Below are 26,508 nucleotides of genomic sequence, written 5' to 3'. Positions count from 1 at the left end.
GGAACAGGGAGCGCCATGGCACCGCTTCCCCCCTTCCCCTGGATCGACGTCGCGATCATCTTCGCGCTGATCGTGCTCAATGGCGTCTTCGCCATGTCCGAGCTCGCGATTGTCTCGTCGCGCAAGGCGCGGCTCGAGGCGATGGCGCGGGCGAAGAAGCGCGGCGCCCGCACCGCGCTGGCGCTCGCCGCCGATCCCGGCAAGATCCTGTCGACCACCCAGATCGGCATCACCCTGATCGGCATCATGGCCGGCGCCTATTCGGGCGCGAGCCTGGGCGGCCCGGTGGCGGCCCGGCTCGGCTTTCTCGGCCTGGCGAACGAGACCACCCAGACGATCGGCTTCGGCATCGTCATCGCCATCACCACCTATGCCTCGCTGGTGGTGGGCGAACTGGTACCGAAGCAGATCGCGCTCCGCGCGCCCGAGCCGATTGCGGCGGCCATGGCCGGGCCGGTGGCGGCGCTCGCCTGGGGCACGGCGCCGATCGTCTGGCTGCTCGATTCGTCGAGCGGCCTGCTGTTCCGCCTGATGCGGCTGAAACGCGAGACCGAGGATCACGTCACCGCCGAGGAACTCCATCTGATCGTCGCCGAGGCCTCGAAATCAGGGGTGATCGAGGAGCATGAGCGCTCGATCATCTCGGGCGTGGTCCGGCTCGCTGACCGGCCGGTGCGCGAGGTGATGACGCCGCGCACCGATGTCGAATGGATCGACGCGACGCTCGACGATGCCGGCATCCGCGCGTCGCTGGTCGCCGCCTCGCACAGCCGGCTGCCGGTCACCGAGGGCTCGGTCGATACGGTGATCGGCGTCGTCCAGGCGCGCGACGTCGCGATCGCCCTGTTCAAGGGCGAGCCGCTCGATCTTCGCGTGCTGATGCGCCAGGCGCCGGTGGTGCTCGATCAGATCGATGCGATGGACGCGCTCGATGCGCTCCGCCAGGCCGAAGTGCCGATGGCGCTGATCCATGACGAATATGGCCATTTCGAAGGCATCGTCACGCCGGCCGACCTGCTCGCGGCGATCGCCGGCGAATTCGCCTCGGATGCCGATCCCGACGAAGCGCCCTCGGTGGTCGAGCGCGACGATGGATCGCTGCTCGTCGCCGGCCAGATGGCGGTCGATGCGCTCGCCGAACGGCTCGGCATCGATCTGCCCGAGGATCGTGACTATGCGACCGTCGCCGGCCTCGCGCTCGCCGTGTTCCGCCACTTGCCCGGTGAGGGCGAGAGCTTCGTCGAGCAGGGCTGGAAATTCGAGGTGGTCGATCTCGACGGGCGGCGAATCGACAAGCTTCTGGTCAGCGAGGCGCGCCGCAAAGGGGGGTGACTGCCGCCGCCCTCCCTTCTTGGTTTCCCGGCCGGTCAGGCGCGACGCGCAGCGATCGGAATTACCGCCGTCACCAACTGAGCGGCAGCGCCTTCGGCCCAACCACCCCACCCGGCCAATACTCGATTGCGGCATCCTCGCTGACGTGGAAGTCAGGCAGCCGCTTGAGGAATTCGGTGATCGAGATCTTCACCTCGAGCCGTGCCAGATGCGCGCCCATGCAGCTGTGCACGCCGCCGGCAAAGGCGAGGTTCGGCTTGCGCGGTCGGTGGAAATTCACCTCCTGCGGATTCTCGAAGACGGACGGGTCGTAATTGCACGCCGGCAGGATCGAGGTGACCTTGTCGCCCTTCTTCATCTTCACGCCGCGCAGCTCGTAATCCTGGGTCAGGGTGCGGCCGGAAAAGGTCACCGAGAAGACGCGCAGCAGTTCCTCGGCGATCGCATCGATATTGTCCGGATTGTCGATGATCTCCTGGCGCCGGTCGGGATTCTCGGCGAGCCACAGGAAGATGTTGTTGAGCGTCGCGAACACCGTGTCGAGCCCGGCGATGAACAGGAAGAAGACGAAGCCGAAAATCTCCTGGCCCGTCATCGGCTCGCCCCCCGGCGTCGAATGCACGATCGTGCTGATCACGCCGTCATCGGGGTGCTGCGCCTTTTCGGCGATCACCGTCTGCATATAGGCGACTGCTTCCTTCATGCACCGCCCCGCCGTTTCGCGGTCTTGCGAGTGCAGCAGCCCGATCGCCCAGCCGACAAAGGTGTCGAGCATGTCCTGCGGCAGGCCCATCAGGTCGAGGAAGACGGAGACGGGGAGCGGCCGTCCGAAATCCCTGGTGAATTCGCAGCTGCCCTTGGCGATGAACTGGTCGATCAGGTCATTGGCCAGCCGCCGGATGCTTTCGTCGAGCCTGGCGATTCCCTTGGGCGAGAAGGTCGGCTCCAGGATCGCCCGATATTTGCGGTGGTCGGGCGGATCGATCTCGAGCGGGATGAAGTAGAAATAATTGTTCGGATCGCGCGGGAAAGGCGTCGCCCCGGCGGTGGTGAAGATCTCGGGATGGCGCAGGACGAAATAGGCGTCCTCATAGCGGGTCAGCTGCCACGCCGAGCCGGTCTGCGCGCTCGGGCTATAGACGATCGGCGGATATTTGCCGTGCAGGCCGGCCATGAACGCGTGCGGTGCGGCGAGGAACTCGGCGCTCTCGGTGATGCCGAGCGGGTGGACGAGTTCGGGCGGCACATGCGCCGGGATATCGAATTGGGCCAGCGCTTCGGTCGTCGCCATCGTCACTCTCCTTGATTGTCGCTGTCGCGGCGCGCGCGTCAGAATTGGGATTCGGGCAGGCGGACGACGAGGCCGTCGAGCGCGTCGGTGACGTTGATCTGGCAGCTCAGCCGGCTGCCCCGCCCGGGCGCATTGGCGGCGAATTCGAGCATCTCGGATTCAGGCCCGGAGGGCGGGCCGACGCGGTCGATCCAGGCGTCGTCGACATAGCAATGGCAGGTCGCGCAGGCGAGGCCGCCGCCGCATTCGGCGACGATCCCCTCGATCATGTTGTTGACCGCGCCCTGCATGACCGAATCGCCATTGGGCACGTCGACCTTATGCTCGGCGCCGCTGTGCTCGATATAGGTCACGAAGGTCACGCCACTCTCCTCGATTCAGTCAGATTGAGAACGCCGTTCTCACGATTACCCATATCATCGGAATGCGCTAGGAGGGAAGAACATTGTTCTCAATTGCGATGGTCGATGATCCTGGCTGCCACATCCCGCCTTTCCCCCGCCCCCGCTCGCGCCCCGGCTCGGGCCGATATGGCTGATGCCGGGCGGGATCAGTTCCTGGAGCGCAGCCGGCAGATCGTCGATGCTGCCTATGAGCTGCTCGATGAGGAAGGCCTGGAAGGGTTGACGATTCGCGCGGTGCTGATGCGAACCGGGCTGGCGCGCCGCGCCTTTTACGAACGTTTCGCCGGCAAGGACGATCTGATGCTGGCCGTCTTCGAGCAGACGATCAGGCGGGCCGCCAGCCACTATAGCGCCCAGATCGAGCCCCTGTCGGATCCGATGGAACGGCTCGGATTGATCGTTACCTGCATCGCACTTGGACGGAGCGTTCCTGAAGGCCCGGATGACGGGCATGGCAGCCGCCGGGCGGCAGCTTTGAGCCGCGAGCATCTGCGCCTGGCCGAATCCCGTCCGGGCGACCTGCAGGCAGCGCTTGATCCGCTCCTCCAGTTGATCGCCCGTCAGTTGTCGGACGGCATGGAGGCCGGGTCAGTCCGGACTGGCGCTCCGGAGCGCCTTGCGACCCTGGTGTATAATCTGGTCTCCACCACCGTTCACACCGAGCTGCTGGCGGAGGAGGCCAGCCGGCGCGATCACGAGCGCCGGGTCAGGCTTGCTGCGGATATCTGGGAGTTTTGCCGTCGGGCGATCGCGGCCTAGCGCCCGCGGCTTCAGCCGATCTTCCCGAATTCGGCTTCGTAGCCGGCCTTGTCGCCGGCGCTGAGCAGTTTGGCCTGCTCGATCCACCGGTCACGCGCCATCCGTCCCTGGAAGGCGCCGAGCCGCGCGTCGAGATCCGCGGCCTCGGTCGGAGTCAGCGCTGCGATCTGGTCGATGCGGGTGAAGCCGAGCTCGGCGAGGGTGGCGGCGAGCTTGGGACCGAGGCCTTTGAGCTGGGTCAGGTCAGCTGCCGCTGGTGCTGCCCGCGCTTCGACCGGGGCAGGCGCCTCGATTGGGGCAGAGGCTTCGACTGGCGCGGACGGCGCGGCCGGTTCGGGCGCCAGGTCAGCGGCGAGCGCCGCCGGGTTGGCCTCCAGCGGGGCAGCGGCGGCCACCGGCTCATCGGCAAGCGACGGCGGGGCGGGCGCGGCTGAGCCCGCCGGCTGAGCCGTGGTCGATCCGGGCGAGCCTTTTTCGGCTGCCTCGCGATTGGCCACGAACTGCTTGTCGCCGGCGATGCGCCGGCGCTTCAGCATCGCGCCCCATATGATGCCGAAGATGACGACGAGCGCAAATATTGCGAGCAGCGCGAGAATGAGGGTCGTTTCCATGATGCCGCTTCCCTGGTGGTGCCGGCCAGCCTTACCGCAGCGGCGCCCGCAAATGCCAGCTATCAACGCCGGCCTGGAACGGGGCGCGATTCAACCCGCGGAATAAGCCGCTAGCAAGGCAATCGCGGTCCGCCCGGCGAATCGCGCCCGGTCTTGCTTGTTGGTGTCGATATGCCCTCCCTGTTCGATCCTGAGCTCTCCCTGTTATGCCGCGAACGCCTCCCTGTTCTTCGGGAACAGGGAGAAGTGACTTCAAGTCACTGGAATCCCGATGCGAATTTGCCACGAAATTCCAACATAACAGGGAGGAATCGTCCCAAAAAAAGATTTCGGCACGGAACAGGGAGGAACAGGGAGGAACAGGGAGGAACGGGGAGCGGCAGATCGCGCCTGGCTGCCGCCGTCATTCGGCAGGGCTGGACGTTCCCGAAAATCTTACTATATACCGATCGGTATGGAACAAGACCTCGCCCCAGCGCCGCCCAAGGGCAGGCCGCGAGAATTCTGTGTGGATCAGGCGCTCGCCGCCGCACTCCGGGTATTCTGGAGCCGCGGCTATGAGGGCGCGTCGATGGCCGAGCTGACCGCCGAAATGGGGATCACCAAGCCGAGCCTCTATGCCGCCTTCGGCAACAAGGAGGCGTTGTTCAACAAGGCGCTTGATCTCTACGAGCGCGAGAAGCTGGCTTATATGGCGACCGCGCTCGACGCGCCGACCGCGCGGGGCGTCGCCGAACGGCTGATGCACGGCGCGCTCGAAATGCAGATGAGCCCGGGCGATCCAAAGGGGTGCCTTGGGGTTATCAGCATGAGCGCGTGCGGGCTCGAGGCCGAATCGATCAAGGCGCATGTCGTCGCGCGCCGCGCCTCGTCCGAAGCGGCGCTGATCGCCCGATTCGAGCGCGCCAAGGCCGAAGGCGATTTGCCCGATGGCCTCGAGCCGGAAGCGCTTGTGCGGTATCTGTTCGCGCTGATGCAGGGCCTGTCGGTCCAGGCTGGCGCGGGCGCCACCTGCAGCCAGTTGCAGCAACTCGTCGAGACGAGCCTGTCGGTCTGGCCAACGCGCTAGAAAATAAATATACCTGCCGGTACAAAAGGCGGTTGACGCGGCGCAGCATAGAGTTATATACCGATCGGTATGGAAGGTGAGTCTCTTCGGGGCCTCGCTGTCGGCGAAGGGAACGCCCATGATCGTATCAAACGGCTGAACTGATCGCGACCGGCTCCGGCCTGTCGTGCCCCATCATTTCCAATCACGACGACGGGCGCCGGGTAGGTGTCCCGCGCCGGATCATCACGCCTCATGGCGCGCCCAACGCGGACGAACCCGTCCCTGCGAACGGTGCCCTGCGGCCAGACTTCAGGGAGAATTTCCATGGCTTATCTGGACATCGACAATATGTTCGCCGCCCCGGTCCGCAGCCGTGGCGCACATGCCGCCGCTGCAGCTGACGCTACCGCCGAGTCCGGCTTTTCCGCGCTCGAATGGAGCGTGATTGCCGTCTCCCGCCGCGACAGCATCGCGTCGCTCGACGACCCGAGCCGCATGTCGCGGGCGATCGGCAGCCTGTTCGGCTTCGGCACCACATCGCGCCTTGCCGATCCGCGCCTCGAGGCGCTGCGGCGGGTCGCCGTCTATGCCTGGCGGCGCGGCTATGCCCTGCCCCAGGCCGAAATCGACCGGTTCGTCGAAGCCGGCTTCACCATCGATCAGGCCGAGACCCTGGTGGCGAGCGTCACCGGCGACCGGGTCGGCCTTACCCAGATTTACGCTACGCCGAGGATCGCCGCATGAACATGATCACCCCCATTGACGCCGATGAGGCGCAGCCGGTCCGAACCGGCTTTTCCAGCTTCCCCCGGACGAAGCGCGCCGCGCTCGTCCTCATTCCTCTCGCGCTGGTCGCGGCGGCGGGCTCGAAGCTCGCCGAGAAGTCCCCGGCCGTCGCTGCTGCCCCGCCCCCTGCGGCAGTGACGGTCGCGGCACCCCTGGTGCGCGACGTCAGCGAGTGGGATGATTATGTCGGTCGCTTCGCGCCGAGCCGTTCGGTCGAGATTCGCCCGCGGGTGGCGGGCGAAGTGACCGGAATCCATTTCCGCGACGGCGAGATCGTCCACAAGGGGCAGCTGCTCTTCACGATCGACCCGCGTCCGTTCAATGCGGCGCTCGCCGAGGCGCGCGCCAATGCGGCGAGCGCCCGCAGTGCGCTGGCGCTTGCCCAGGCCGATCTCGGCCGCGCGACCCGGCTGATCGCTGACGAGGCAGTCTCGGCCGGCGAGGTCGATTCGCTCCGGGCCAAGGTCCAGGCAGCACAGGCAGCGCTTGCCGCGGCCGATGCCCGGGTGCGGGCACGCGCGCTCGATGTCGAGTTCACCCAGGTTCGCGCGCCGATCTCGGGCCGGATCTCGGACCGCAAGGTCGATGCCGGCAACCAGGTTGCGGGCGGCGAAGGGACGACCGGCACCGTGCTGACCACGATCAACGCGCTCGACCCGATCTACTTCACCTTCGACGGGTCCGAGGCGCTCTACCTCAAGGCCCAGCGGGCGCGTCAGCCGGGCGCCGCGCCGGCCGCAGTCGAGATCCAGCTCCAGGACGAGACCGAGCATCGCTGGAAAGGCCAGCTCGATTTTACCGATAACGGGCTCGACCAGCGCTCGGGCACGATCCGCGGCCGGGCGGTGCTGGCTAATCCGAACTATTTCCTGACGCCCGGCATGTTCGGCAATATGCGGCTCGCCAGTGCCGGCAAGGCGCAGGCCCTGCTGGTGCCGGATACGGCGATCCAGACTGACCAGGCGCGCAAGGTCGTACTCACCGTCGACACGCAGGACCAGGTTGCGGCCAAGCCGGTCGTGCTCGGTCCGGTGGTCGATGGCTTGCGGATTATCCGCTCGGGCCTTGCGCCGACCGACCGGGTGATCATCGCCGGGACTCAGATGGCAATGCCGGGCGCGAAGGTTGCGCCCAAGCCGGGCCATATCGTCGGCAGTGCGTCGGCTGCGCCGCCGACGGTGTCGCTGCCGGTCGCGGGCGAGGCGACGATCGCGAACTGAGCTAGCCCAACATCCACCCGTCACCCCGGACTTGTTCCGGGGTCCACCGGGCCGCGCCATCAGAGCTGGTTGCTCTCGCGGGGCCGTGGATGCCGGAACAAGTCCGGCCTGACGGATGGGGAAACTGTTCTTTTTGGCTCCCCCGCCCCGTGGCGGGTCAACCTCTTCTTCGAGGACGAAATCCATGCGCCTTTCGCGCTTCTTCATCACGCGCCCGATTTTCGCCGCCGTGATAGCCGTCGTCATCACCCTGGTGGGGGCGATCGCCTATATGAGCCTGCCGGTGTCGCAATATCCTGACATCGTGCCCCCGACCGTGACGGTCAGCGCCAATTATCCCGGCGCGTCTGCCGAGACCGTCGCGGAGACGGTCGCGGCGCCGATCGAGCAGGAGATCAACGGCGTCGACAACATGCTCTACCAGTCGTCGCAATCGACCGGGGACGGCAAGCTCGTCATCACCGTCACCTTCAAGCAGGGCACCAATCTCGATGCGGCGCAGGTGCTGGTGCAGAACCGCGTCGCGGTCGCCGTGCCGCGCCTGCCGGAGGAGGTGCAGCGCCTCGGCGTGGTGACGCGCAAGACCTCGCCCGACTTCCTGATGGTCGTGAACCTGGTGTCGCCCGACAACAGCCTCGATCGCGGCTATATCTCCAACTATGCGCTGACTCAGGTCCGCGACCGGCTGAGCCGGATCGACGGCGTCGGTGACGTGCAGCTGTTCGGCTCGCGCGATTATGCGATGCGGGTGTGGATCGATCCCGGCCGCGCCGCCGCGCTCGACCTCACCGCCGGCGAGATCGTCGCGGCACTCCGCGCCCAGAACGTCCAGGTCGCGGCGGGCACGCTCGGCCAGCCGCCTTATTCGACGGGCAACGCCTTCCAGCTCAATGTCGAGACGCAAGGGCGCCTGAACGATCCGAAGCAGTTCGCCGACGTGGTGATCCGCACCGACCCCGACGGCCGCCAGGTCAAGGTGTCGGACGTCGCCCGGGTCGAGCTCGGGGCGCAGGATTACGGCACCAACACCTATATCAGTGGCCAGCCGACGGTGATCCTGGCCGTGTTCCAGCGCCCCGGCTCGAACGCGCTCGCCGCCGCCAACGCGGTGTCGGCCGAGATGAAGTCCATGTCGACGCACTTCCCCAAGGGCCTCGAATATCGGGTGATCTACAACCCGACCGAGTTCATCGCCCAGTCGATCGACGCCGTGAAGCACACGCTGCTCGAGGCAATGATCCTCGTCGTGCTGGTGATTCTCGTCTTCCTCCAGAAATGGCGCGCCGCGATCATCCCGGTGGTCGCGATCCCCGTCTCGCTGATCGGCACCTTCGCGGTGCTCGCCGCCTTTGGCTATTCGCTCAACAACCTGTCGCTGTTCGGCCTCGTGCTGGCGATCGGCGTGGTGGTCGACGACGCGATCGTCGTGGTCGAGAATGTCGAGCGCAATCTCGAACGGGGGCTCTCGCCCCTGCAGGCTGCGCGCACCTCGATGGACGAGGTGTCGGGCGCGCTGGTCGCGATCGTCCTCGTGCTCTGCGCGGTGTTCGTGCCGACGGTGTTCCTGTCGGGCCTGTCGGGCGCCTTCTACCGCCAGTTCGCGGTGACCATCTCGACCGCGACGATCATCTCGCTCGTCCTCTCGCTCACCCTCTCGCCGGCGCTCGCTGCCCTGCTGCTGCGCCCGCATGAGGACGTGACGGCCGGCAATGCCTTCCAGCGCTTCGTCCGCAAGGCGGGGGACCGCTTCAATGCGGGCTTCGAACGGATGAGCCTGGCCTATGCGGCGCTCACCCGCCGGCTGGTCGGCGCGCCGCGGCGGATGATGCTCGTCTATGGCGGCCTGATCGCGCTGACCGCGGCGATCTTCGCCTGGACTCCGTCGGGCTTCGTGCCGGCACAGGACCAGGGTTATTTCCTGACCGTGATCCAGCTGCCGCCGGGCTCCTCGATCGAGCGCACCGATGCGACGATGCGCAAGGTCGCGGCGCGCATCCTACCGCTCGCCGGGGTGAAGGGCGCCGTGATGCTCGCCGGCTTCGACGGCCCGTCGCAGACGCTCGCTCCCAATTCGGCCGCTGCCTATATCCCGCTCAAGAGCTTCGAGGAGCGCGCCAAGCTCGGCGTGACCCTTGCCAGCATCATGGGCGAGGCGCGCAAGGCGACTGCCGATATCGACGAGGCGCGGCTGATGATCGTGCCGCCGCCGCTGATCCAGGGCATCGGCTCGGCCGGCGGCTATCGGATGATGGTGCAGGATCCGCAGGCGCGCGGCTATGACGCGCTCGGCAAGGCAAGCTTCGGTCTGATCGGCAAGGCGAACCAGACCAAGGGCTTGCAGCAGATCTACACCTTCTTCGATACGACCACGCCGCGCATCTTCACTGATGTCGACCGCACCAAGGCGAACATGCTCGGCGTGCCGCCGGAGCGGGTGTTCGAGGCGCTGCAGGTCTATCTCGGATCGGCTTTCGTCAACGACTTCAACCTGCTCGGGCGGACCTATCATGTCACAGCGCAGGCCGACGCGCCGTTCCGCAACACCACCGCCGATATCGCCAACCTGAAGACCCGCTCCAACTCGGGCCAGATGGTGCCGATCGGCTCAGTCGCGACCTTCCAGGACAAGACCGGGCCGTACCGTGTCGTCCGCTACAATCTCGCCCCAGCGGTCGAGGTGGATGGCGACACCGCGCCGGGATTCTCCTCGGGCCAGTCGCTGGTGACGATGGAGAAGCTCGCCGATACGGTGCTGCCGGCCGGCTATACCCATGAATGGACCGGCATTGCCTATCAGCAGAAGCTGGCCGGCAGCACGGCGGGCATCGTCTTCCTGATGGCGGTTGTGTTCGTCTTCCTGGTGCTGGCGGCGCAATATGAAAGCGTCACTTTGCCGCTGGCGATCATCCTGATCGTGCCGATGTGCCTGCTCGCGGCAATGACCGGCGTGAACCTGCGGGGCATGGACAACAACGTCCTGACGCAGATCGGGCTTGTCGTGCTGATCGCGCTTGCCGCGAAGAATGCGATCCTCGTGGTCGAGTTCGCCAAGCAGGCCGAGGAGCAGGACGGACTGTCGCCGATCGAGGCTGCGGTGCGCGCGGCCCAGACCCGGTTGCGGCCGATCCTGATGACCAGCTTCGCCTTCATCCTCGGCACCGTGCCTTTGGTGCTGGCGACCGGCGCGGGCTCCGAGCTCCGCCAGGCGTTGGGAACGGCGGTGTTCTTCGGGATGATCGGCGTCACCGGCTTCGGCCTGCTCTTCACCCCGACCTTCTATGTCGTCTGCCGGGCGCTGGCGCTGAGGCTTGCGGGCCTTCGCCGTCGCCGCCCGGCAGCGCACGACCTCAGCCTTCAGCCCGCCGAATAAAGGAGCGGCTCCCATGAAACATATCCTGCTCGCCTCGCTTTCCGCGCTGGCACTCTCCGCCTGCGCCGCCGGCCCCGACTTCAAGGCGCCGATCGCGCCACCCAAGGCGACCGGCGCGTTCCTCGGCAGCGCCAACCCGGCCGTCTCGACTGCCCCGGCGGACGAAAGCTGGTGGCGGCTCTACAACGACCCGGTGCTCGACCAGCTGGTGGCGGATGCGCTTGCCGCCAACACCGATATCCGCGTCGCGGTGGCACGGCTCGATAAGGCCCGTGCGAGCCTGCGCGGCGCCCGGTCGGACCGGCTGCCCCAGGCGAATATCGGCGCGACCGGTGGCTATGGCCGCACGGCCGATGCCCAGCGCCTGCCCGGCACGCCGGCCGAAGGCGCCTCCTATGATGCCGGGCTGAACGTCTCCTATGAGGTCGATCTCGCCGGCCGCGTCCGGCGCAGTATCGAGGCGGCGCGCGGCGATGTCCGCGCGGCGGATGCCGACGCCGATGCGGTGCGCGTCTCGGTCGTCGCGGCGACTACCCGCGCCTATGTCGATGCGGCCTCATCGGCCGAGCGGCTGGCGGTAGCGAAGCGGATCGTCGACCTGCTCGACAAATCCGCCACGCTCACCGGCAAGCGAGTCGATGCAGGCCGGGCGGAGAAGCTCGATCTTGTGCGCATCACCACGCTACGCGACCAGCGCGCCGCGCTCGTCCCCGAGATCGAGGCCGAGCGCCAGGCGGCGCTGTTCCGGCTCGCGACGCTGACCGGCCGCACCCCGCAGGACCTGCCGGCGATTGCCGCCGAGCGCTCGACCACGCCCGTGCTCGACCAGCCGATCCCGGTCGGTGACGGTGCGGCGCTGCTTGCCCGGCGTCCCGATGTCCGCGCGGCCGAGCAAAGGCTGGCGGCGGCGACTGCCCGAATCGGGGTCGCTACCGCCGATCTCTATCCGCATATCAGCCTCGGCGGGTCGGTCGGGGCGACCAGCGCCTCGCTGAGTGATTTGTTCACCGGCGGCGCGCTGCGCTGGCTGGTCGGGCCGCTGATCAGCTGGTCGTTGAACCAGGACGCAGTCCGCGCCCGGATCGCGGGCAGCCAGGCCGATAGCCGCGCAGCGCTCGCCCAGTTCGACGGGACGGTGCTCGGCGCGCTGGAGGAAACCGAGACGGCGCTCTCGACCTATCAGCAGGAGTTGAGGCGCCATGCCGCTTTGGTCTCCGCGCGTGACGGTGCCGCGGCGGCGGCGCGCATCACCCGCGCCCGGCAGCGCGAGGGGCAGATCGATTTCCTCGTGGTGCTCGACGCCGAGCGGACCTTTGCCGATACCGATGCCGACCTTGCTGCCTCGAATGCGCGGATTGCCGGAGCGCAGGTCGATCTGTTCCGGTCGCTTGGCGGCGGGTGGAGCAAGGCTGATGTGAAGGTGGCGAGCAGCCGTTAGGCGCATTGAATCCTTCCCCCTTCCCGGGCGCAGGCCGGGGAAGGGGGAAGGAGGAGGGCTTCAACTCATTTCGAGCCAGCTGCTCGCCTCAGCGATCGCCGCATAGATCGCGTCCAGATCATCGTCGCCGATGCAATAGGGCGGCATGACATAGATGGTGTTGCCGAGCGGCCTGATCAGCAGGTCGCGCTCGCGGAAAAAGCCGAGCAGCTTCGGGCCAAGCTGCGAGAGATAGCTGCCCTCGCCGCTGCCAAGCTCGAGCGCTGCGATGGTGCCGATCGACCGTGCATTGCGCACAGCCGGATGGCCAGCCAGCGCAGCGAGGCGCCCGCGTTGGCGCACACCCAGATCGGCGACGCGCTCCTGCACAGGCTCCTCGCGCCAGATCGCGAGGTTGGCGTTGGCGGCGGCGCAGGCGATCGGGTTGGCTGTGTAACTCGACGAGTGGAAGAACATCCGCGCGCGGTCAGTCGACAGATGCGCCGCATAGATCGCCTCGGTCGCCAGGGTGACGGCAAGTGGCACGGCGCCGCCGGTAAGCCCCTTCGAGAGACACAGGATGTCAGGCACCACATCGGCCTGTTCGCAGGCGAGCAAGGTGCCGGTGCGGCCCCAGCCGGTCATGACCTCGTCGGCGATGAAGATCACATCGTGGCGGGCGCAGATCGCCCGCATTTCGGCCAGCACCCGGGCTGGATAGATCAGCATCCCGCCCGCGCCGAGGATCAAGGGCTCGACGATGAAGGCGGCAGGATGCTCGCGGCACGCCGCTTCCAGAGCGTCGAGGGTCGCCTGTTCCTGGCCTGCAGCCGGGAAGGGGACGGTGCCGACATCGAACAGCAACGGCGTATAAGCCTGGTTGAACACGCCGCGCGCGCCGACCGACATCGCGCCGATCGTGTCGCCATGATAGCTGTGCTGCAGCACCAGGATCCGGCCGCGCGGCGCGCCGCGATTGGCCCAATAGCCGAGCGCCATCTTCAGCGCGACCTCGACACTGGTCGATCCCGAATCCGAGAAGAAGATGCGGGTCAGCGCCGCCGGCATGATCTCCACCAACCCTCGCGCGAGCGTTTCGGCCGGCTCATGAGTCCAGCCCGCGAAGATGATCTGGTCGAGCTTTTCAGTCTGCGCCGCGATCGCCGCCATGATCCGGGGATGGCAATGGCCGTGGGTCGTCACCCACCAGGACGAGATGCCGTCGACAATCCGCCGGCCGTCGCTGGTGTGCAGCGCCGCCCCTTCGGCACGCGTGACGAGCGGGATTTCCTCGCCAAGGCCATGCTGGGTGAAGGGATGCCAGATGGGGGAGTCGCTCAGCGGAAATCCTCCACATCGAAATGGGCCAGGAAAGCGGCGCGCAATGTCACTGCGTCGAGCGGCTCGACGCGGGGCAGGCGGCCGAGCCGCTTCACCCCCCCGATCCGCGCGATGGTTGCTTCGCTGTCCTCGACCGCGTCACCGACAAAGGCGATGCCGAGGATCGGCACGCCGCGCGATCTGAGCGCCTCGATCGAGAGCAGGCTGTGGTTGATCGTGCCGAGACCGGTCCGCGCGACCAGCACCACCGGCTGTGCCCAGCGCGCGAACAGATCGGCGAAGAGCATGTCGCGGGTGACGGGCACGAGCACCCCGCCCGCGCCCTCGACGATCAGCGGGCCGTCTACCCGCGGCAGGGTGAGGCGGCCAATATCGATCTCGATCCCGTCAATCTCGGCGGCGCGGTGGGGCGAGCAGGGCGTTTGCAGCCGATAGGCCTCGGGCAGGATTCGCGCCGGCGGCAATCCGCCGAGCCTCGCCACAGTCTCGGTATCGCCCCCACCCTCGATCCCGGCCTGGACCGGCTTCCAGTAAGAGCCGCCGAGCGTACCGGCGAGCGCGGCCGCGAACACTGTCTTGCCGATATCGGTATCGGTCCCGGTGACGACGATCGCCCGTCCGGTCATCGCAGCGCCGCCTCGACCGCGTCGCCCAATGCCTCGATCTCGGTCTCGGTCACGTTGAGGGTGATCGAGATGCGCAAGCGCGACGTGCCGGCCGGCACTGTCGGCGGCCTGATGCCCCGAACGTCGAAACCGGCCGACTGCACCATGTCGGCAACCCGCATCGTCAGCGCATCGTCGCCAAGGATCAGCGGCAGGATCTGCGATCCGCTCGGCACTACGCCGGAGCGCGCCAGCGCCCGCTCGGCGGCAGCCACCAGCGTCTGCAGGCGCGCGCGCCTGCCGGGTTCGTCGGCGATGATGCGCAGGCTCTCGCGCACGGCGCTCGCCATCAATGGAGAGGGCGCGGTCGAGAAGATGAAGGCGCGGCCGCGATTCACCAGGAAATCGCGCACCGCCATCGGCCCGCACAGAAGCGCCCCTTCGCACCCGAGCGCCTTGCCGCAGGTGCGCAGCGTGATGACATTCTCCCGGCCGTCCAGATGATGGGCGAGGCCGCGGCCGTTCGCCCCGAAAACACCGGTTGCATGTGCCTCGTCGATCAGCAGGAAAGCATCATTCCGTGCCGCGATTCCCGCGAGCGCGTCGAGCGGCGCACGGTCGCCGTCCATGCTGTAGAGGCTTTCGACGGCGATCCATGGCCGTCCCGTGCCGCCGGCTTGCCGCCAGGCGGTGATCGCATCCTCGAAGGCCTGTGGGTCATTGTGCGTCGCGGGGACGAAAGCGGCGCGGCCGAGCCGCAGCCCCTCATGCGCACTGGCATGAACCAGCTCGTCATGCACGATCAGGTCGCCGCGTTGCGGCAGGGTGGCGAACAAGGCCGTGTTGGCGGCATAGCCGCTCGAGAAATAGAGCGCCGCCTCGACGCCGAAGAATCGGGCTGCCTCGGCTTCAAGCGCCTCATGCTCCTCGCTGTTGCCGCGGAGCAGCCGCGATCCGCCGGACCCGACCGGAACGCCGCGCGCGACCGCGTCGGTCACGGCATTGGCGAGCCGCGCCGAGGCGGCGAGCGCAAGATAGTCGTTCGAGGAGAAATCAATGCCGCGCCGGGAGGTCAGCTGGCGGAGACGGTCTCGTGCCGCGAGCGCGGCGAGGTGACTATGATGGGCGGCGAACATCGACATGCCGCAACCCGTTAGCGCGAACTCTCGGCTTTGACGATGATGATGCGCGCCGACATCTCAGCGGCGGCGAGAGGCTGCCGCCGCGCCTTCCGGATCGACCGCGCCCTTACCCTTGTCGGCGCACCGAAGGCACCCACCGCGCAAGCACCTCGAACGAGACGGGAATGTCGAATTCGATGCCGGCATGCTCCTCGTCCTGCCACCGCACGGACCCAGCGATCGGGGGCAGGCCGTTGACCATGAGGACCACCTTCTCGAGCACCGTGTCGGGTTCCGATGGCCGGATGTTCGCGCCACCCTGCGAGATATTGCACAGGGTTACCGTCTGATAGCGCGAGCCCACCCGGATGCGGCCGTGCAATTCGAGCCCGACGCGCGGCGGGCGCGGATGCGGCGCGGCCGGCACTGAATTGGTGCCGGAAAGAATGCTGTCGGGGTCGAGGCTCTCGTCGAACTCGATTCCGATCATTCCCTCGCGATGCCAGATAATCCTGCCGGCGATCGGCTTGCCGGAATTGAACTCGGTGCTCACCGGGTCGCCGACGCACAGATCTGAATAGACATGGACCATCATGCCTTTTCCCGAAATGTTGCGAACGAGACAAAGCTCTTCGCTTCGTGGGGTGTTGATTTTGGCCACGCGCAGCACCGAGACATGCCGGGCATGCTGGCGTCGATCGTTCGGGAGTGCTGGCTTGCCGGATAGAGAAGCTGTCGTCAGTCCGCCATTATTGCAATTTTCGAGCATTGAAGGGCGCCTCCAGCGAGCGATATTGTTCGACGCCTGTACCTGCTCGCCAGGTCAGTCGCCGCCCCCCCCGCCCCTGTTAAAACCCAAACAAACCCACCCGCCTTCATTATTGTCGTAATTGGCTGCTAAATTGTTAACGCGGCCGGATTGGCTGCGTCCCCGCAAGCTGATGTCGCATTTTTCCTAGAATAGGTTGGGCCGCCGGCCGCGATCTTCGTCCGGATGACTGCGATCTCGCTCGACCATCCAGCGGCTTATACTCAACCGCCGGCTGTTCAACTGGCCGGTGGCTGATAAATCCAGCCACCCAAGAGATTGGCAAACGCCAATTTTTCAGCGCCAATCCGCCCGAGGCCGAGGGAAAATCGACTGCTCAATCGCCCGTCGGATTGGCCACGAAGCCACGCTCACGATAGTCGAACCAGGCGAAATCAGCGGGGCACGCGGTCCCCGCCATGTCCTGACATGCCACCCCGACGAACGCGCCGGTAAAGTTGGGAAGCCCCGGCGCGCTTGCCTCGTCAGAAAGAATGCTCGCGTCGAAGCGCTCCGGCAGCCAGGCCCAGTCCGGCGTGCCCTCGATGCGGAAAGCGAAGCGCAGCCGCTCGAAATCCACCTCGGCGCGCAATTCGACGCGCCCCGGCGGGATCGGGGTGGGCATGGTGAACGCGTCGGCCTGGGGCTGGTCGGGCAATGCCGACATCACCCGGATATGCCGCCCGACCGTCTCGTCATGCGAAACATGCAGATAGTGGAATTTCGCTGCATTATAGTAACAGATCAGGCCCGCGGCCTGCTGGAAATGGGCGGGCGAGAACTCCATCATGGTCGATGCCGAATAGCTGAAAGCCTGTTGCCGGCGCGCAACCAGGGCCTGGGTGAACTGGCTCCCGATCGTCTCGCGGCCGTAGAGGCGCATATGCCCGGGCCGCGCGGTCAGGCTGAAGATCTCGTTCGGAGAGGGCGTGCGCAGCCACTGGAAATCGATCGGCAGATCGGGCCGATCGAAATCGGTGCGGCTGGCCGGGGTAGGGAACGGCGCAGGCGGCAGGTCGGGTGCGGTTGTTTCGATCACCGGCATTGCGTCGCCGGTGCTCGTCCTGAGCCAGCCATCATCGCCCCAGCGCATCGGCTGGATTGCCGTCTCGCGGCCGAGCACGCACCGCCCGCGTTTGGGCAGTGGACGGCCGCACAGATACACCATCCAGGTCTCGCCCGTCGGCGTTTCGACGAGGTCCGCATGGCCGGCGCGCATCAGCGGCGAATCCGGCCGGTCGCGCGCGCTGAGGATATAGGTGTCGGGGTGGAGCTCGTACGGGCCGGTGATCGAGCGCGACCGCGCCATCGTCACCGCATGATTCCAGCCGGTGCCGCCTTCAGCCGTGATCAGGTAATAATAGCCCTGGCGTTTGTAGAGGTGCGGCGCCTCGGTCAGGCCAAGCGGCGTGCCGTTGAAGATCAGCGACCGTTCCCCGACCAGCGTCTGCGCCTGCGGCGAATATTCCTGGCAGACGATCCCGGCAAAGCGGTTCGTCCCGGGCCGGTGATCCCAGAGCATGTTGACGAGATAGTGGCGCCCGTCGTCGTCGTGGAACAGCGACGGATCGAAGCCGCTGCTGTTGAGATGGATCGGGTCCGACCAGTCGCCGTCGATCGTCGGGCAGGTCACCAGATAATTGTGGAAGTCGCGGAGCGATGCGCCCGAGGCGCCGCCGGTGGTCGTCCGGCCATACCGCTTCACATCGGTATAGATCAGGTGGAACAGCCCGTCGGCGTAGCTCAGACAGGGTGCCCACACGCCGCAGCTGTCCGGATCGCCGCGCATGTCGAGCTGGCTTGGGCGGCGAAGCGGCCGGGTCAGCAGCCGCCAATGCTTCAGGTCGCGCGAATGATGGATCTGGACGCCCGGATACCATTCGAAGGTCGAGGTCGCGATATAATAGTCGTCGCCCACCCGGACGATCGACGGATCGGGATTGAAGCCGGGGAGGATCGGATTGCGGATCATGCCGGTAGACCTCGCTCGGACCGGGCCGGCACCCGGACGAGGCTCCACAACACCACCGCCGCGACCAGATCGAATAGCCCCAGCGCCACGAAGAACGGGCTGTATCCGATCGTCGCGACCAGCGCGCCGATCGCCAGCGAGAAAAGCAGCACGCCGCCATTTGCGGCGAGGCCGGCCAGCCCGGCGACCGTCCCCACTTCGTTTCGCCGGAACAGATCGGTGGCCATCGTGATGCAGGTGACCGAAAGCGTCTGGTGCGCAAAACCGCCGAGGCACAACAGCCCCACAGCGAGATATGGGCTCTTCACATAGCCGACGAACATCATCCCCATCATCATCAGTGCGCCCAGCGTGAAGGTCCAGCGCCGTGCGTCGACCAGGCGGATGCCGCGCCGCTCCAGGCGCAGCACGAGCGCCGGCCCGAACAGGCAGCCGAGATCGGCCGCGAGAAAGGGCAGGAAGGCCGAAAGCGCGATCTGCTTCAGATCGAAGCCGTAAGCACGGGTGAGATAGAGCGGCATCCAGAAGGTCAGCGTTCCCCAGACCGGATCGGCGAGGAGGCGAGGGATCGCGATCCCCCAGAAGTTGCGCTGGCGCAGGATCGACAGGATGGGCGGTCGGGCTGCGGTGGCTTGCAGATAGCTTTCCTGACCGCCGAGGATCAGCGCCCGCTCTTCCTCGGAGATCGTCCGGTGCAGGTCCGGCGGCTGGTAGAAGCGCAACCACAGGAGCGCCCAGCCAATCGCGAGTGCGCCCGCCACGACGAAGGCGCCCCGCCAGTTCCACATCCAGATCGACCAGGCGACGAGCGGGGCGGCGAGCGCGGAACCCGCCGAGGCGCCGAGATTGTAGATGCCGCCGGCAAGGCCGCGCTCCCGGGCGGGAAACCATTCGGAAACGACCTTCAGTCCGCCGGTGTGCGAGGTGCCTTCGGTGAAGCCCAATGCGCCGCGGACCACGGCAAGCCATTGCCAGTTGGTGGCCAGTCCATGCGCCATGGTGAGCACGCCCCAGGCGAGGCCGAACAGGACAAGCCCCGAACGCAGGCCAATCACGTCGAGGATATAGCCGACGACGGGCTGCAGCATGATCCCGCCCTGAAAGGCAGCGGTGATCCAGGAATAATGCCGCTCGTCGATATGCAGCTCCGCCATGAAGGTCGGGGCGGCGACGGCGAGCGTGCTCCGCGTGAGATAGTTGACGACGGTGCCGAGCATGACGAGGCCGATGATCCACCAGCGCATCATGCGCCCCCGTCTCCCGAACATCATGCTCTCCCGGATGGTGCGCATGGTAGCGCTACCGCTTCGTCCTGTCCGTCCCTATGCCGAAAATTGCGCAGGTGCGAGTCATCCCCTGCTCGAGGCGAATTTGTCGGCGCGCCGCTTGCCGAGCATCAGCCCGCGTTCGAGCCGGGCGCAGAGCGCTGCGTAATAATCCGAGAGGAAGCCGAAATCGTCGCCGTCATCGGCGATGCCGGCCTTGTTGCGGATCGTCCAGGCGACGGTGGCGATGGCGTCGTCGCGACCGCCGCGCAGTACATCCTCGAGCGTCTGGAGCTCATAGACCCCGTACAGGCTGAGCGCTGCGTCGCTGAAGGCCCGGCGGGGCCGCACCTTGCCGGCGACGAGATCATGGCCGAGCGACCCGGTGACCGACCGCACTACCCAGGTCCCGGCGAGCAGGTCGCCGACCCGCAGCCGGTCCCGGTTGAACAGCGGGAAGAACAGGAAGATGCAGCTCCAGCTCAGCGCGAAGAGGGTGAGGAAGGCGTCGGCCGTGCCCGCGGCAGCCTGGAAGCCGAGAAAGGACAAGGGAAGGAACACCTCGATCTCGCGCATCGCGTTGCGCGCGATGACCGCGCCGCCGGTCAGCCGGGCTCCGTCCCGGGCGACGACGCGCAGCCCCATCACCCGCTTTCCCGGAGTCGCGCCGCGCCCGCCCATTTCGAACAGGATGAACCACCCGTTGCGCAGGGTGAAGAAGCCGATCAGCCACAGGATACCGAGCGCATCCGCCTTGCTCGCGACGAACAGCAGGGCGATCGCGATGGTCACGATGACCAGCGCGACGATCATCAGCACTGCATCGAGCATGAACGCGGCGGCGCGCGTCCCCGCGCTGCCGAGCTCGAGCTTCAGGTCGACCCCTTCAGGCGTGACGAAGCTGCGCCGCAGCGAGGCGGGGCCCTTGGGCGCTTTGGAGCGATTTCGGGTCGGCCAGCGCATCAGGCCCATTTCCGGGGTAGGTAGAAATAGGCGATCCAGCCGGTGAGCATGGCCAGCCCGATCGCGTAGCGCACTGCGTCGTTGGTGACTGTCTGCCGGCCGATCCCCTCGAGCATGCCGGCGATGATCAGCATCACGACTGTCCCCGCCATTGCCGTCGCCGCTGACCGGCCTGCCTGGATCGCCGAGTCGCCGCGCGAGATGCGGCCCGGAAAGGCGATCGCCATGCCGATCCTGAAACCGGCAGCGCCCGACAGGATGATCGCGAAGATCTCGGTCGTGCCGTGGATGATCAGCCAGCCGCCCAGGTTCCAGCCGAGACCCTTGGGCACGAACACCGCCATGAACGCCCCGAGCATCAGGCCGTTATAGAGGATCAGCAGCACGGTCGGGACGGCAAAGGCGAAGCCAAGCGCAAAAGAGAAGATCGCGATCTGGGCATTATGGGTGAAGAGATAGGTCGCGAAGACCGCCAGGCCGTCATTCTTGTGATTGTCGTAGAGAGTCGCCCGCAATGTCTCGGCCGACGCGGATGGATCGCGGCCGGCCGCCAGCCCCTCCGGGATGATGCTGTAGAACCAGGTCGGGTCGCTGCGGACGAGGAGATAGGCGACCACAGCGCCGGCCACCGTCAGCAGAAAGGCGACGAGCGTCTCGCGCCAGATTGCCTGCACCGCCTCGGGCCAGCCCTTGGCGAAGAATCGGACGAGCTGGCGGAATGCCGAGGTCGGGACGCCGTAGATCTGGAAATAGGCACGCGTGCAGAGCTGCTCGAGATAGGTCACCAGCGACCGGTCGAGCGACGTCTCGCGCGCGACCGACAGCGACGACAAGGCCGAGCGATAGAGCAACGGCAGGACGAGCAGGTCGTCATCGGAGAGCGCGCGGACCGAGCGCTTCTCGATCCGGCTCACCAGTTGCTCGAGCCGCTCCCATTCGGCCTCGTGCGCCGCCCGGAAGCGCGTGGCGTTGACGAGAATAGACTGCGCCTCGAGGATCGCCGAGCTGGACGCGGTCACAACAGGTTCCTCCGCTTGAGATCGACATAGCCTGCGACGAGCTGCTCGCCGACCCGGTCATATTCGCTTTCGATGATATGCACGCCGAGATGCTGCAGCCGGGTGAGCGCGATCCGGCGGTCGCGGAGCAGCCCCGCCGCGGTCACCGCGCGGGTCACGTCGTCGGCCTCTTGCGGTTCGCGATCGGCGATCGCCTCGACCTCCTCGTCGCGCAGCACCACCACCAGCAGCAAATGCGTCTGGACGATCCGGGCGGCGGCGCGGACCATGAAGTCGGCCGAGGTGAGATCAGTGAATTCAGTGAACAGCACGATCATCGATCGCCGGGTGAGCCTGGTCGCGAGCGTCGTCAGCCCGAAGGTATAATTGGTTTCCTCGCTGCTGTAATCGATCCCGGCCGCAAGCTGCTGCAGCTCGGCGAAGGATGCGGCGCCGGAAATCAGGCCGCTTGCGATCCGGGGCCGCGAATCGAAGGCATGGAGCGCGACCCGGTCGCCGAGCTTCAGGGCGACCCAAGCGGTCAGCAGCATCGCGGAGACGGCGCGATCGACCCGCGGCAGGCCGCCGACCGGCTCCGACATCTGGCGCCCGGCATCGATCGCGAAGACGATCTGGTTGTTGCGCTCGGTGCGGAATTCCTTGGCATGGAGCTTGGCGTGGCGGGCTGACTGTTTCCAGTCGATCGCGCGGCGATCCATGCCCGAGCGAAACTCGACCAGCGATTCGAAATCGGCGCCGTCGCCGCGGTCGATCTGGGCGATCAGGCCCTGCAGGGCGTGGCGCTGGAAGATCTGCGCGCCGCGCTGCTGCACCGGGCGGATATCGGGCAGGATCGCGAAGCTCGTATCGATCGGGATCGACTGCTGCTTCCAGGTCAGGCCGAGCGGCCCGCGCCAGCGCAGCCAGAGCTGCTCGAGATGCACCTTCCCGCGCCTGAGCGCCGTGAGCGGCAGATAGGCAGCGCCCTTGCCCGCGACGAGCGGGATCCAGAGCCGCCCGTCATCTTCCGCCGCCAGCAGCGGGTTCGCCGCGATCGCGACCTCGGCGGCTCCCGGCGCGCCGGACCCGGCGAGGATGACGGTGATTTTCGCATCGATCGTGGCGCCGACGCTGGCCGCCGGGATGCGATCGATCCGCGCCTCGCCCCTGCGCACGCCCGTAAACGCATCGATCAGCGTCAGCAACAGCACCGCCACCGGCCAGGCAAGTCCGGCATACCAGCGTGCCGGCAGAAACACGGCGACCATCAGCGCGACGGGTGCACCCGCCGCCGCCGTCAGCACAGCCGCGCGGGTTGGATAGATCAACGCGGCGCCTCGATCGTTTCGATGATGCCGGTGAGGACGTCCTCGACCGCCCGGCCGTCGATCTCGGCGGCCGGCGACAGGATCAGGCGGTGGCGGAGCAACGCCGGCGCGAGCGCCTTCACATCGTCCGGAATGACGAAATCGCGCCCATCGATCGCCGCGCGGGCGCGGGCGGCGCCTGCCAGCATCGCGCCGGCGCGCGGGCTTGCGCCGCTTTCGAGATCGGCGACGTCGCGCGTGCCGCGGATCAGCGCCGCGATATAGTCGATCACCTCATCGACCAGCCTGACCTGCGAGACGGTGTCGATCGCGGCGCCGATCGTCGCTGCATCGGTCTTTGCCTCGACACCCCAATCCTCTGGCGACATCGTCGCCTGGCGGGCGCCGTGGGTGGCGATGATGCGCCGCTCCTGGGCGGCTGAGGGGTAATCGACGACCTGCTTGAACAGGAAGCGGTCGAGCTGCGCCTCGGGCAGCGGATAGACTCCCTGCTGCTCGATCGGGTTCTGGGTCGCGACCACCATGAAGCGATCGCCGAGCGGCAGGCTCTCCCCGTCGATCGTGACCGTCCGCTCCTGCATCGCCTCGAGCAACGCTGCCTGGGTCTTGGGCGGCGTGCGGTTGATTTCGTCGGCGAGCAGCAGATCAGTGAAGATCGGACCGCGGGTAAGCGTGAAGGTCGAGGTCTGGAAGTTGAACAGATTGGCGCCGATGATGTCGCCGGGCATCAGATCGGGGGTGAACTGAATCCGCCCGAAATCCAGGCCGATCACGCGCGCGAAGCTGCGCGCGATCAGCGTCTTGGCGGTGCCCGGCGGGCCTTCGAGCAGGATATGGCCGCCGGCGAACAGGGCGACCAGCATCATCTCGACAGTGGCCTCCTGGCCGACGACTGCCTTGCCGATCTCCGCACGGATCGCCTGGGCGAGTCCGCGAACCTCTTCTACCGTCACCGTCTCTTCTCCCATAGCCATTGATGCAGCGCCTGCGCCGCCAGAAGTGCCGAATGCCGGTCGCGCGCGGATTTCGCCGCCTCGGCAAGCTCGGTGAAGCGCGCGCGGCCCTCGAGCCGGTCGAGATGGGCGTCGAGCGCGCCGTCGCGAAGCCGCGGTGAAATCCCGAAAACCATCGCCGCCCGATCGCGGATAACGTCGACATAGCGGCTGCCGAGCATTGCCTGTCGCCCGGCCTTGCGCACCAAAGCCGCGGTATTGTCGATGAGCGCCGCCTTGCCGAAGGCAATCGCCCGCTCGCGCCGCCGCGGCGACCCGAAGCGCGCGGTCGCCTGCCATGCCGCGAGCATCACCGCCGCCGCGATCGCAAGCGTCATGGCGAGGAAGGGCGGATCGAAGGCGAGCTTGAGCGGGCTTGCCGAATGGCCGAAGCCGTTCAGCGTCACGTCGAAATTGATCGAGTCGGCATCGTTCGAGTTCATCCAGTCGAGCAGCGCGAGCGCCGATGCGGCCTGGTGTGCGTCCTTGATACCCTGGTTGGACAGCAGATCGGGATCGGCAACCACGTAAAGCGGCCCGCTACCGAGCCGGGCGACGACCGCACGGCCCTCCTCGTCAGTGACGAGCGGATGGACATTGGGCCCGGTGATCGTCTGCACGGCCGGCGGGGCGGTGAAATGGATATCCGCGGGAAGGCCGCCCGTCGTGACCAGCGGCCGGCCGCCGCTGGGATGACGATAGATTTTGAGCTGGTAGCCCGGCGCGAGGACCCCTTCCGGATCGGCGGCGGGCTTCAGTCCCTGATAGCGCACCCAGCCGCCATGGAATTGATCCCCAACCGTTTCCCATTTGGGAAAGACGAAGAGAGTGGGTTTCGCACTGCGCCCCCGCAGGCCAGGGCTGACGTCCTTCGTCCCCGTCTCCGGGGTCAGCACGACCAGGTCCTCGCTGTCGAGCATATGCTCGTCGCGGATGATCTGGGGATTGCGTCCGGTTGCCTGGGCGAGGCGGACGATGCCGCTGAAGCCGACCGCCGCATTGGACAAGGCGTGCGCGCCGCCATTCCGGCCCGATCGCAGATCAGGGGCATAGGCGCCGAGCACCAGGGTGCCGATGAAGCCGAGAATGCCGATGGCGAGGATCAGGACGACGGTTCGCGTGCGGAACGCGCCATCCATCTCGCTCCCGCCGCCGCTTCCACCCTTGCCGATTGCGACGTCGCTCATGCCCGCCAGGTCCCCGGCAGCGTGAAATCGGCATAGGCGCCGCGCGCCGATGCCCAGTCACCGGCATCGACCGGCCGCCCACCGAACAGGCTGCGTTCGACCAGCCGTGCGATGCTGGCGAACAGGTCCCGCGCCGGGCCGGGGATCGCGTCAGCCGCGGCGAGCTCGCGGCTGGTGAGCGCCGGCCGGACGAGGCGCGGCCGACGCTTCGCGATATCCTCGATCGACCGGAACAGCAGATGATGCACGGCTTCGTCGAACCGGCCCTGCTCGGCCAGCGCATCGGCCTCGCGCAGCCATGCCCGAACCGGCGCTGCGTCCGGCACCCAACCTTCGTCGACCGTCTCGACGGCGGCGGTCCGTGCTGTGCGACGGCGCGGCAGCCGCCATTCCCCATGGCGCAGCCGCTGATAGACCAGCCACAGCAACAGGACTGCTGCCACGGCGAGGACGGTCCACAGAAAGATGCGCGCATAGGGCGCATCCGGCATGAAGCTGCCGATCCAGTGGAAGAATCGGCCGATCGGCCTGAGCATCCTGCCTATCCAATGGCCGAAATCGATCAGCCATTGCGGCGGCGGCGGCGGCTGCGGTGCCGGCGGCATGGTGAACTGGACAGAGCTGTCCGCCTTCAGCGCCGCATGGGCAGCCGCGAAGCGGTCGGCGGCGGCAGCCGCTTCGTGCGTGTTCCCCCCGCTCACGTCATCTCCCTGGCGCCGTAAGACGCTATCCACACTAGACTTAAAGCATGCCCGACCGCGCGCAACGCGTAAATTGCGCTGGACAGTCCGAACCCGGGCCCCCAGTCTCCCCGCGAGATGCGGCCGGGGCCGCCGCATCGTCAAAACGGGGGATATCGATGGCGAGCGAGGATGATCGCGACATGTCGATCGGGCGCGTGTTCAATCGTGCGTTTTCGACCCTGGGCGGCAATCCCGTCACCGTATTCGGCATCTCCTTCGTGTTCGGGGCGCTGCCGAGCCTGTTGTTGAACTACGGCACGCGCAATCTGGGCTATACGCAGCAGGGCTTCGCGACGGGCGCGATCTCCCCGGCGATCTTCTTCGGCACAACGATCGTGACCGCCCTGCTCACCCTCTTCTTTTCGATGCTGACCCAGGGCGCCCTGGTTCGCACCACCGCTGCCTTCAGCGAGGGACGGAACGCCAGCTTCGGCGAATCGGCGATGGCTGGCGTGCGGGCCGCCGTGCCATTGTTCCTGCTCGGCATCCTGATGGGCCTTGGCCTGGCGCTCGGCTTCGTCCTGCTGATCGTTCCCGGAATCATCCTTTACCTGATGTGGGCGGTCGCGGCCCCGGCGCTGGTCGAAGAGCGGACCGGGGTGTTCGGAGCGTTCGACCGCAGCAGTTTCCTGACCAAAGGCGCGCGCTGGAAAATATTCGCGCTCGGGCTGATCATGATGCTGATCTACTGGCTCTTTGCGGCGGCGATCGGCCTCATCCTGGTCGCCATCTATGGCGTTCAAGGGCTGGCCGACAGCATGCGCCAGGGCCCGTCGATCGCCTGGGTGCTGGTCAGCGGCGTCATGTCGACCATCCTCACGGCGATCCTCACCACGATCCACACCTCGCTCTATGTCGAGTTGCGCAACTGGAAGGACGGGCCGGCATCCGAAAAACTGGCGGATATCTTCGCGTAGGATATCTCTTCGCCCCGTTCCTTCCTG

Annotated in this window: 23 protein-coding genes; 8 read left to right on the top strand and 15 right to left on the bottom strand. The window is 66.9% G+C overall.

Going from position 1 to position 26,508, the window contains the following annotated elements; genetic code table 11:
* Nucleotides 1-15: 15 nt before the first annotated feature.
* On the top strand, nt 16-1,332 hold the full coding sequence (locus ABD050_RS19575; protein ID WP_343891177.1) for a hemolysin family protein: 1,317 nt from the start codon (nt 16-18) through the stop codon (nt 1,330-1,332).
* A gap of 70 nt (nt 1,333-1,402) precedes the next feature.
* Here ABD050_RS19575 and ABD050_RS19570 read toward each other — a convergent pair whose 3' ends face one another.
* Both ABD050_RS19570 and ABD050_RS19565 read right to left on the bottom strand, forming a co-directional pair.
* Nucleotides 1,403-2,623: a cytochrome P450 gene (locus tag ABD050_RS19570; protein WP_343891176.1), complete on the bottom strand. Its 1,221-nt coding sequence runs from the start codon at nt 2,621-2,623 to the stop codon at nt 1,403-1,405.
* Between the two features lie 38 nt (nt 2,624-2,661).
* A complete protein-coding gene (locus tag ABD050_RS19565) occupies nt 2,662-2,985 on the bottom strand; it encodes a 2Fe-2S iron-sulfur cluster-binding protein (RefSeq protein WP_343891175.1) in 324 nt (107 codons plus the stop codon).
* Nucleotides 2,986-3,153: 168 nt separating this feature from the next.
* Between ABD050_RS19565 and ABD050_RS19560 the strand changes: the two genes are divergently transcribed.
* The gene (locus ABD050_RS19560) at nt 3,154-3,786 is read left to right on the top strand and encodes a TetR/AcrR family transcriptional regulator (protein ID WP_343891174.1); all 633 of its coding nucleotides are present in this window, start codon (nt 3,154-3,156) and stop codon (nt 3,784-3,786) included.
* Between the two features lie 11 nt (nt 3,787-3,797).
* Here ABD050_RS19560 and ABD050_RS19555 read toward each other — a convergent pair whose 3' ends face one another.
* Nucleotides 3,798-4,397, bottom strand: a complete 600-nt coding sequence (locus tag ABD050_RS19555; protein WP_343891173.1) for a hypothetical protein — start codon at nt 4,395-4,397, stop codon at nt 3,798-3,800.
* Between the two features lie 454 nt (nt 4,398-4,851).
* Here ABD050_RS19555 and ABD050_RS19550 point away from each other — a divergent pair, with 454 nt between their 5' ends.
* The 5 genes from ABD050_RS19550 to ABD050_RS19530 all read left to right on the top strand — a co-directional run bounded on the left by ABD050_RS19550 (nt 4,852) and on the right by ABD050_RS19530 (nt 12,262).
* Entirely contained in the window at nt 4,852-5,466 is a 615-nt protein-coding gene (locus ABD050_RS19550) for a TetR/AcrR family transcriptional regulator (protein WP_343891172.1), read from the top strand.
* Between the two features lie 306 nt (nt 5,467-5,772).
* Nucleotides 5,773-6,192 carry a hypothetical protein gene (locus ABD050_RS19545; protein WP_343891171.1) on the top strand — a complete coding sequence of 140 codons (420 nt, stop codon included), beginning with the start codon at nt 5,773-5,775 and terminating at the stop codon, nt 6,190-6,192.
* Nucleotides 6,189-7,454, top strand: coding sequence for an efflux RND transporter periplasmic adaptor subunit (locus tag ABD050_RS19540; RefSeq protein ID WP_343891170.1), 1,266 nt, complete (start codon nt 6,189-6,191; stop codon nt 7,452-7,454). Before ABD050_RS19545 ends, ABD050_RS19540 begins: the two co-directional genes overlap by 4 nt.
* Nucleotides 7,455-7,638: 184 nt before the next feature.
* Nucleotides 7,639-10,824, top strand: coding sequence for an efflux RND transporter permease subunit (locus tag ABD050_RS19535; protein WP_343891169.1), 3,186 nt, complete (start codon nt 7,639-7,641; stop codon nt 10,822-10,824).
* 13 nt (nt 10,825-10,837) lie between these two features.
* Entirely contained in the window at nt 10,838-12,262 is a 1,425-nt protein-coding gene (locus tag ABD050_RS19530) for an efflux transporter outer membrane subunit (RefSeq protein WP_343891168.1), read from the top strand.
* Nucleotides 12,263-12,322: 60 nt separating this feature from the next.
* On the opposite strand, the gene ABD050_RS19525 is transcribed toward ABD050_RS19530, so the two are convergent.
* The 12 genes from ABD050_RS19525 to ABD050_RS19470 all read right to left on the bottom strand — a co-directional run bounded on the left by ABD050_RS19525 (nt 12,323) and on the right by ABD050_RS19470 (nt 25,522).
* Nucleotides 12,323-13,582 (bottom strand): adenosylmethionine--8-amino-7-oxononanoate transaminase, encoded by a 1,260-nt coding sequence (locus ABD050_RS19525; RefSeq protein WP_343891218.1) that lies wholly within the window; start codon nt 13,580-13,582, stop codon nt 12,323-12,325.
* A complete protein-coding gene (bioD, locus tag ABD050_RS19520) occupies nt 13,579-14,208 on the bottom strand; it encodes a dethiobiotin synthase (RefSeq protein WP_343891167.1) in 630 nt (209 codons plus the stop codon). Before bioD ends, ABD050_RS19525 begins: the two co-directional genes overlap by 4 nt.
* A complete protein-coding gene (locus ABD050_RS19515) occupies nt 14,205-15,329 on the bottom strand; it encodes an 8-amino-7-oxononanoate synthase (RefSeq protein WP_343891166.1) in 1,125 nt (374 codons plus the stop codon). The genes bioD and ABD050_RS19515 overlap by 4 nt, the downstream gene beginning before the upstream one ends.
* Nucleotides 15,330-15,435: 106 nt before the next feature.
* On the bottom strand, nt 15,436-16,077 hold the full coding sequence (locus ABD050_RS19510; protein WP_343891165.1) for a PilZ domain-containing protein: 642 nt from the start codon (nt 16,075-16,077) through the stop codon (nt 15,436-15,438).
* Between the two features lie 376 nt (nt 16,078-16,453).
* Nucleotides 16,454-18,088, bottom strand: coding sequence for a glycoside hydrolase family 43 protein (locus ABD050_RS19505; protein WP_343891164.1), 1,635 nt, complete (start codon nt 18,086-18,088; stop codon nt 16,454-16,456).
* Nucleotides 18,085-19,356: an MFS transporter gene (locus tag ABD050_RS19500; RefSeq protein ID WP_343891163.1), complete on the bottom strand. Its 1,272-nt coding sequence runs from the start codon at nt 19,354-19,356 to the stop codon at nt 18,085-18,087. The genes ABD050_RS19505 and ABD050_RS19500 overlap by 4 nt, the downstream gene beginning before the upstream one ends.
* Before the next feature lie 81 nt (nt 19,357-19,437).
* Nucleotides 19,438-20,316, bottom strand: a complete 879-nt coding sequence (locus tag ABD050_RS19495; protein ID WP_343891162.1) for an RDD family protein — start codon at nt 20,314-20,316, stop codon at nt 19,438-19,440.
* Nucleotides 20,316-21,335, bottom strand: coding sequence for a stage II sporulation protein M (locus ABD050_RS19490; protein WP_343891161.1), 1,020 nt, complete (start codon nt 21,333-21,335; stop codon nt 20,316-20,318). Before ABD050_RS19490 ends, ABD050_RS19495 begins: the two co-directional genes overlap by 1 nt.
* Nucleotides 21,332-22,642 carry a DUF58 domain-containing protein gene (locus tag ABD050_RS19485; RefSeq protein WP_343891160.1) on the bottom strand — a complete coding sequence of 437 codons (1,311 nt, stop codon included), beginning with the start codon at nt 22,640-22,642 and terminating at the stop codon, nt 21,332-21,334. The genes ABD050_RS19490 and ABD050_RS19485 overlap by 4 nt, the downstream gene beginning before the upstream one ends.
* On the bottom strand, nt 22,639-23,595 hold the full coding sequence (locus ABD050_RS19480) for an AAA family ATPase (protein WP_343891217.1): 957 nt from the start codon (nt 23,593-23,595) through the stop codon (nt 22,639-22,641). Before ABD050_RS19480 ends, ABD050_RS19485 begins: the two co-directional genes overlap by 4 nt.
* On the bottom strand, nt 23,592-24,821 hold the full coding sequence (locus ABD050_RS19475; protein WP_343891159.1) for a DUF4350 domain-containing protein: 1,230 nt from the start codon (nt 24,819-24,821) through the stop codon (nt 23,592-23,594). Before ABD050_RS19475 ends, ABD050_RS19480 begins: the two co-directional genes overlap by 4 nt.
* A complete protein-coding gene (locus ABD050_RS19470; RefSeq protein WP_343891158.1) occupies nt 24,818-25,522 on the bottom strand; it encodes a DUF4129 domain-containing protein in 705 nt (234 codons plus the stop codon). The genes ABD050_RS19475 and ABD050_RS19470 overlap by 4 nt, the downstream gene beginning before the upstream one ends.
* 158 nt (nt 25,523-25,680) lie before the next feature.
* Here ABD050_RS19470 and ABD050_RS19465 point away from each other — a divergent pair, with 158 nt between their 5' ends.
* Nucleotides 25,681-26,481, top strand: a complete 801-nt coding sequence (locus ABD050_RS19465) for a glycerophosphoryl diester phosphodiesterase membrane domain-containing protein (protein ID WP_343891157.1) — start codon at nt 25,681-25,683, stop codon at nt 26,479-26,481.
* Nucleotides 26,482-26,508: the final 27 nt, after the last annotated feature.

Origin of the sequence: Sphingomonas oligophenolica (genome assembly GCF_039522915.1) — a bacterium.
GTDB classification, from domain to species: domain Bacteria; phylum Pseudomonadota; class Alphaproteobacteria; order Sphingomonadales; family Sphingomonadaceae; genus Sphingomonas; species Sphingomonas oligophenolica.
The sequence above is the reverse complement of the archived record's forward strand: the minus strand, read 5'-3'. Positions and strand labels throughout refer to the sequence as shown.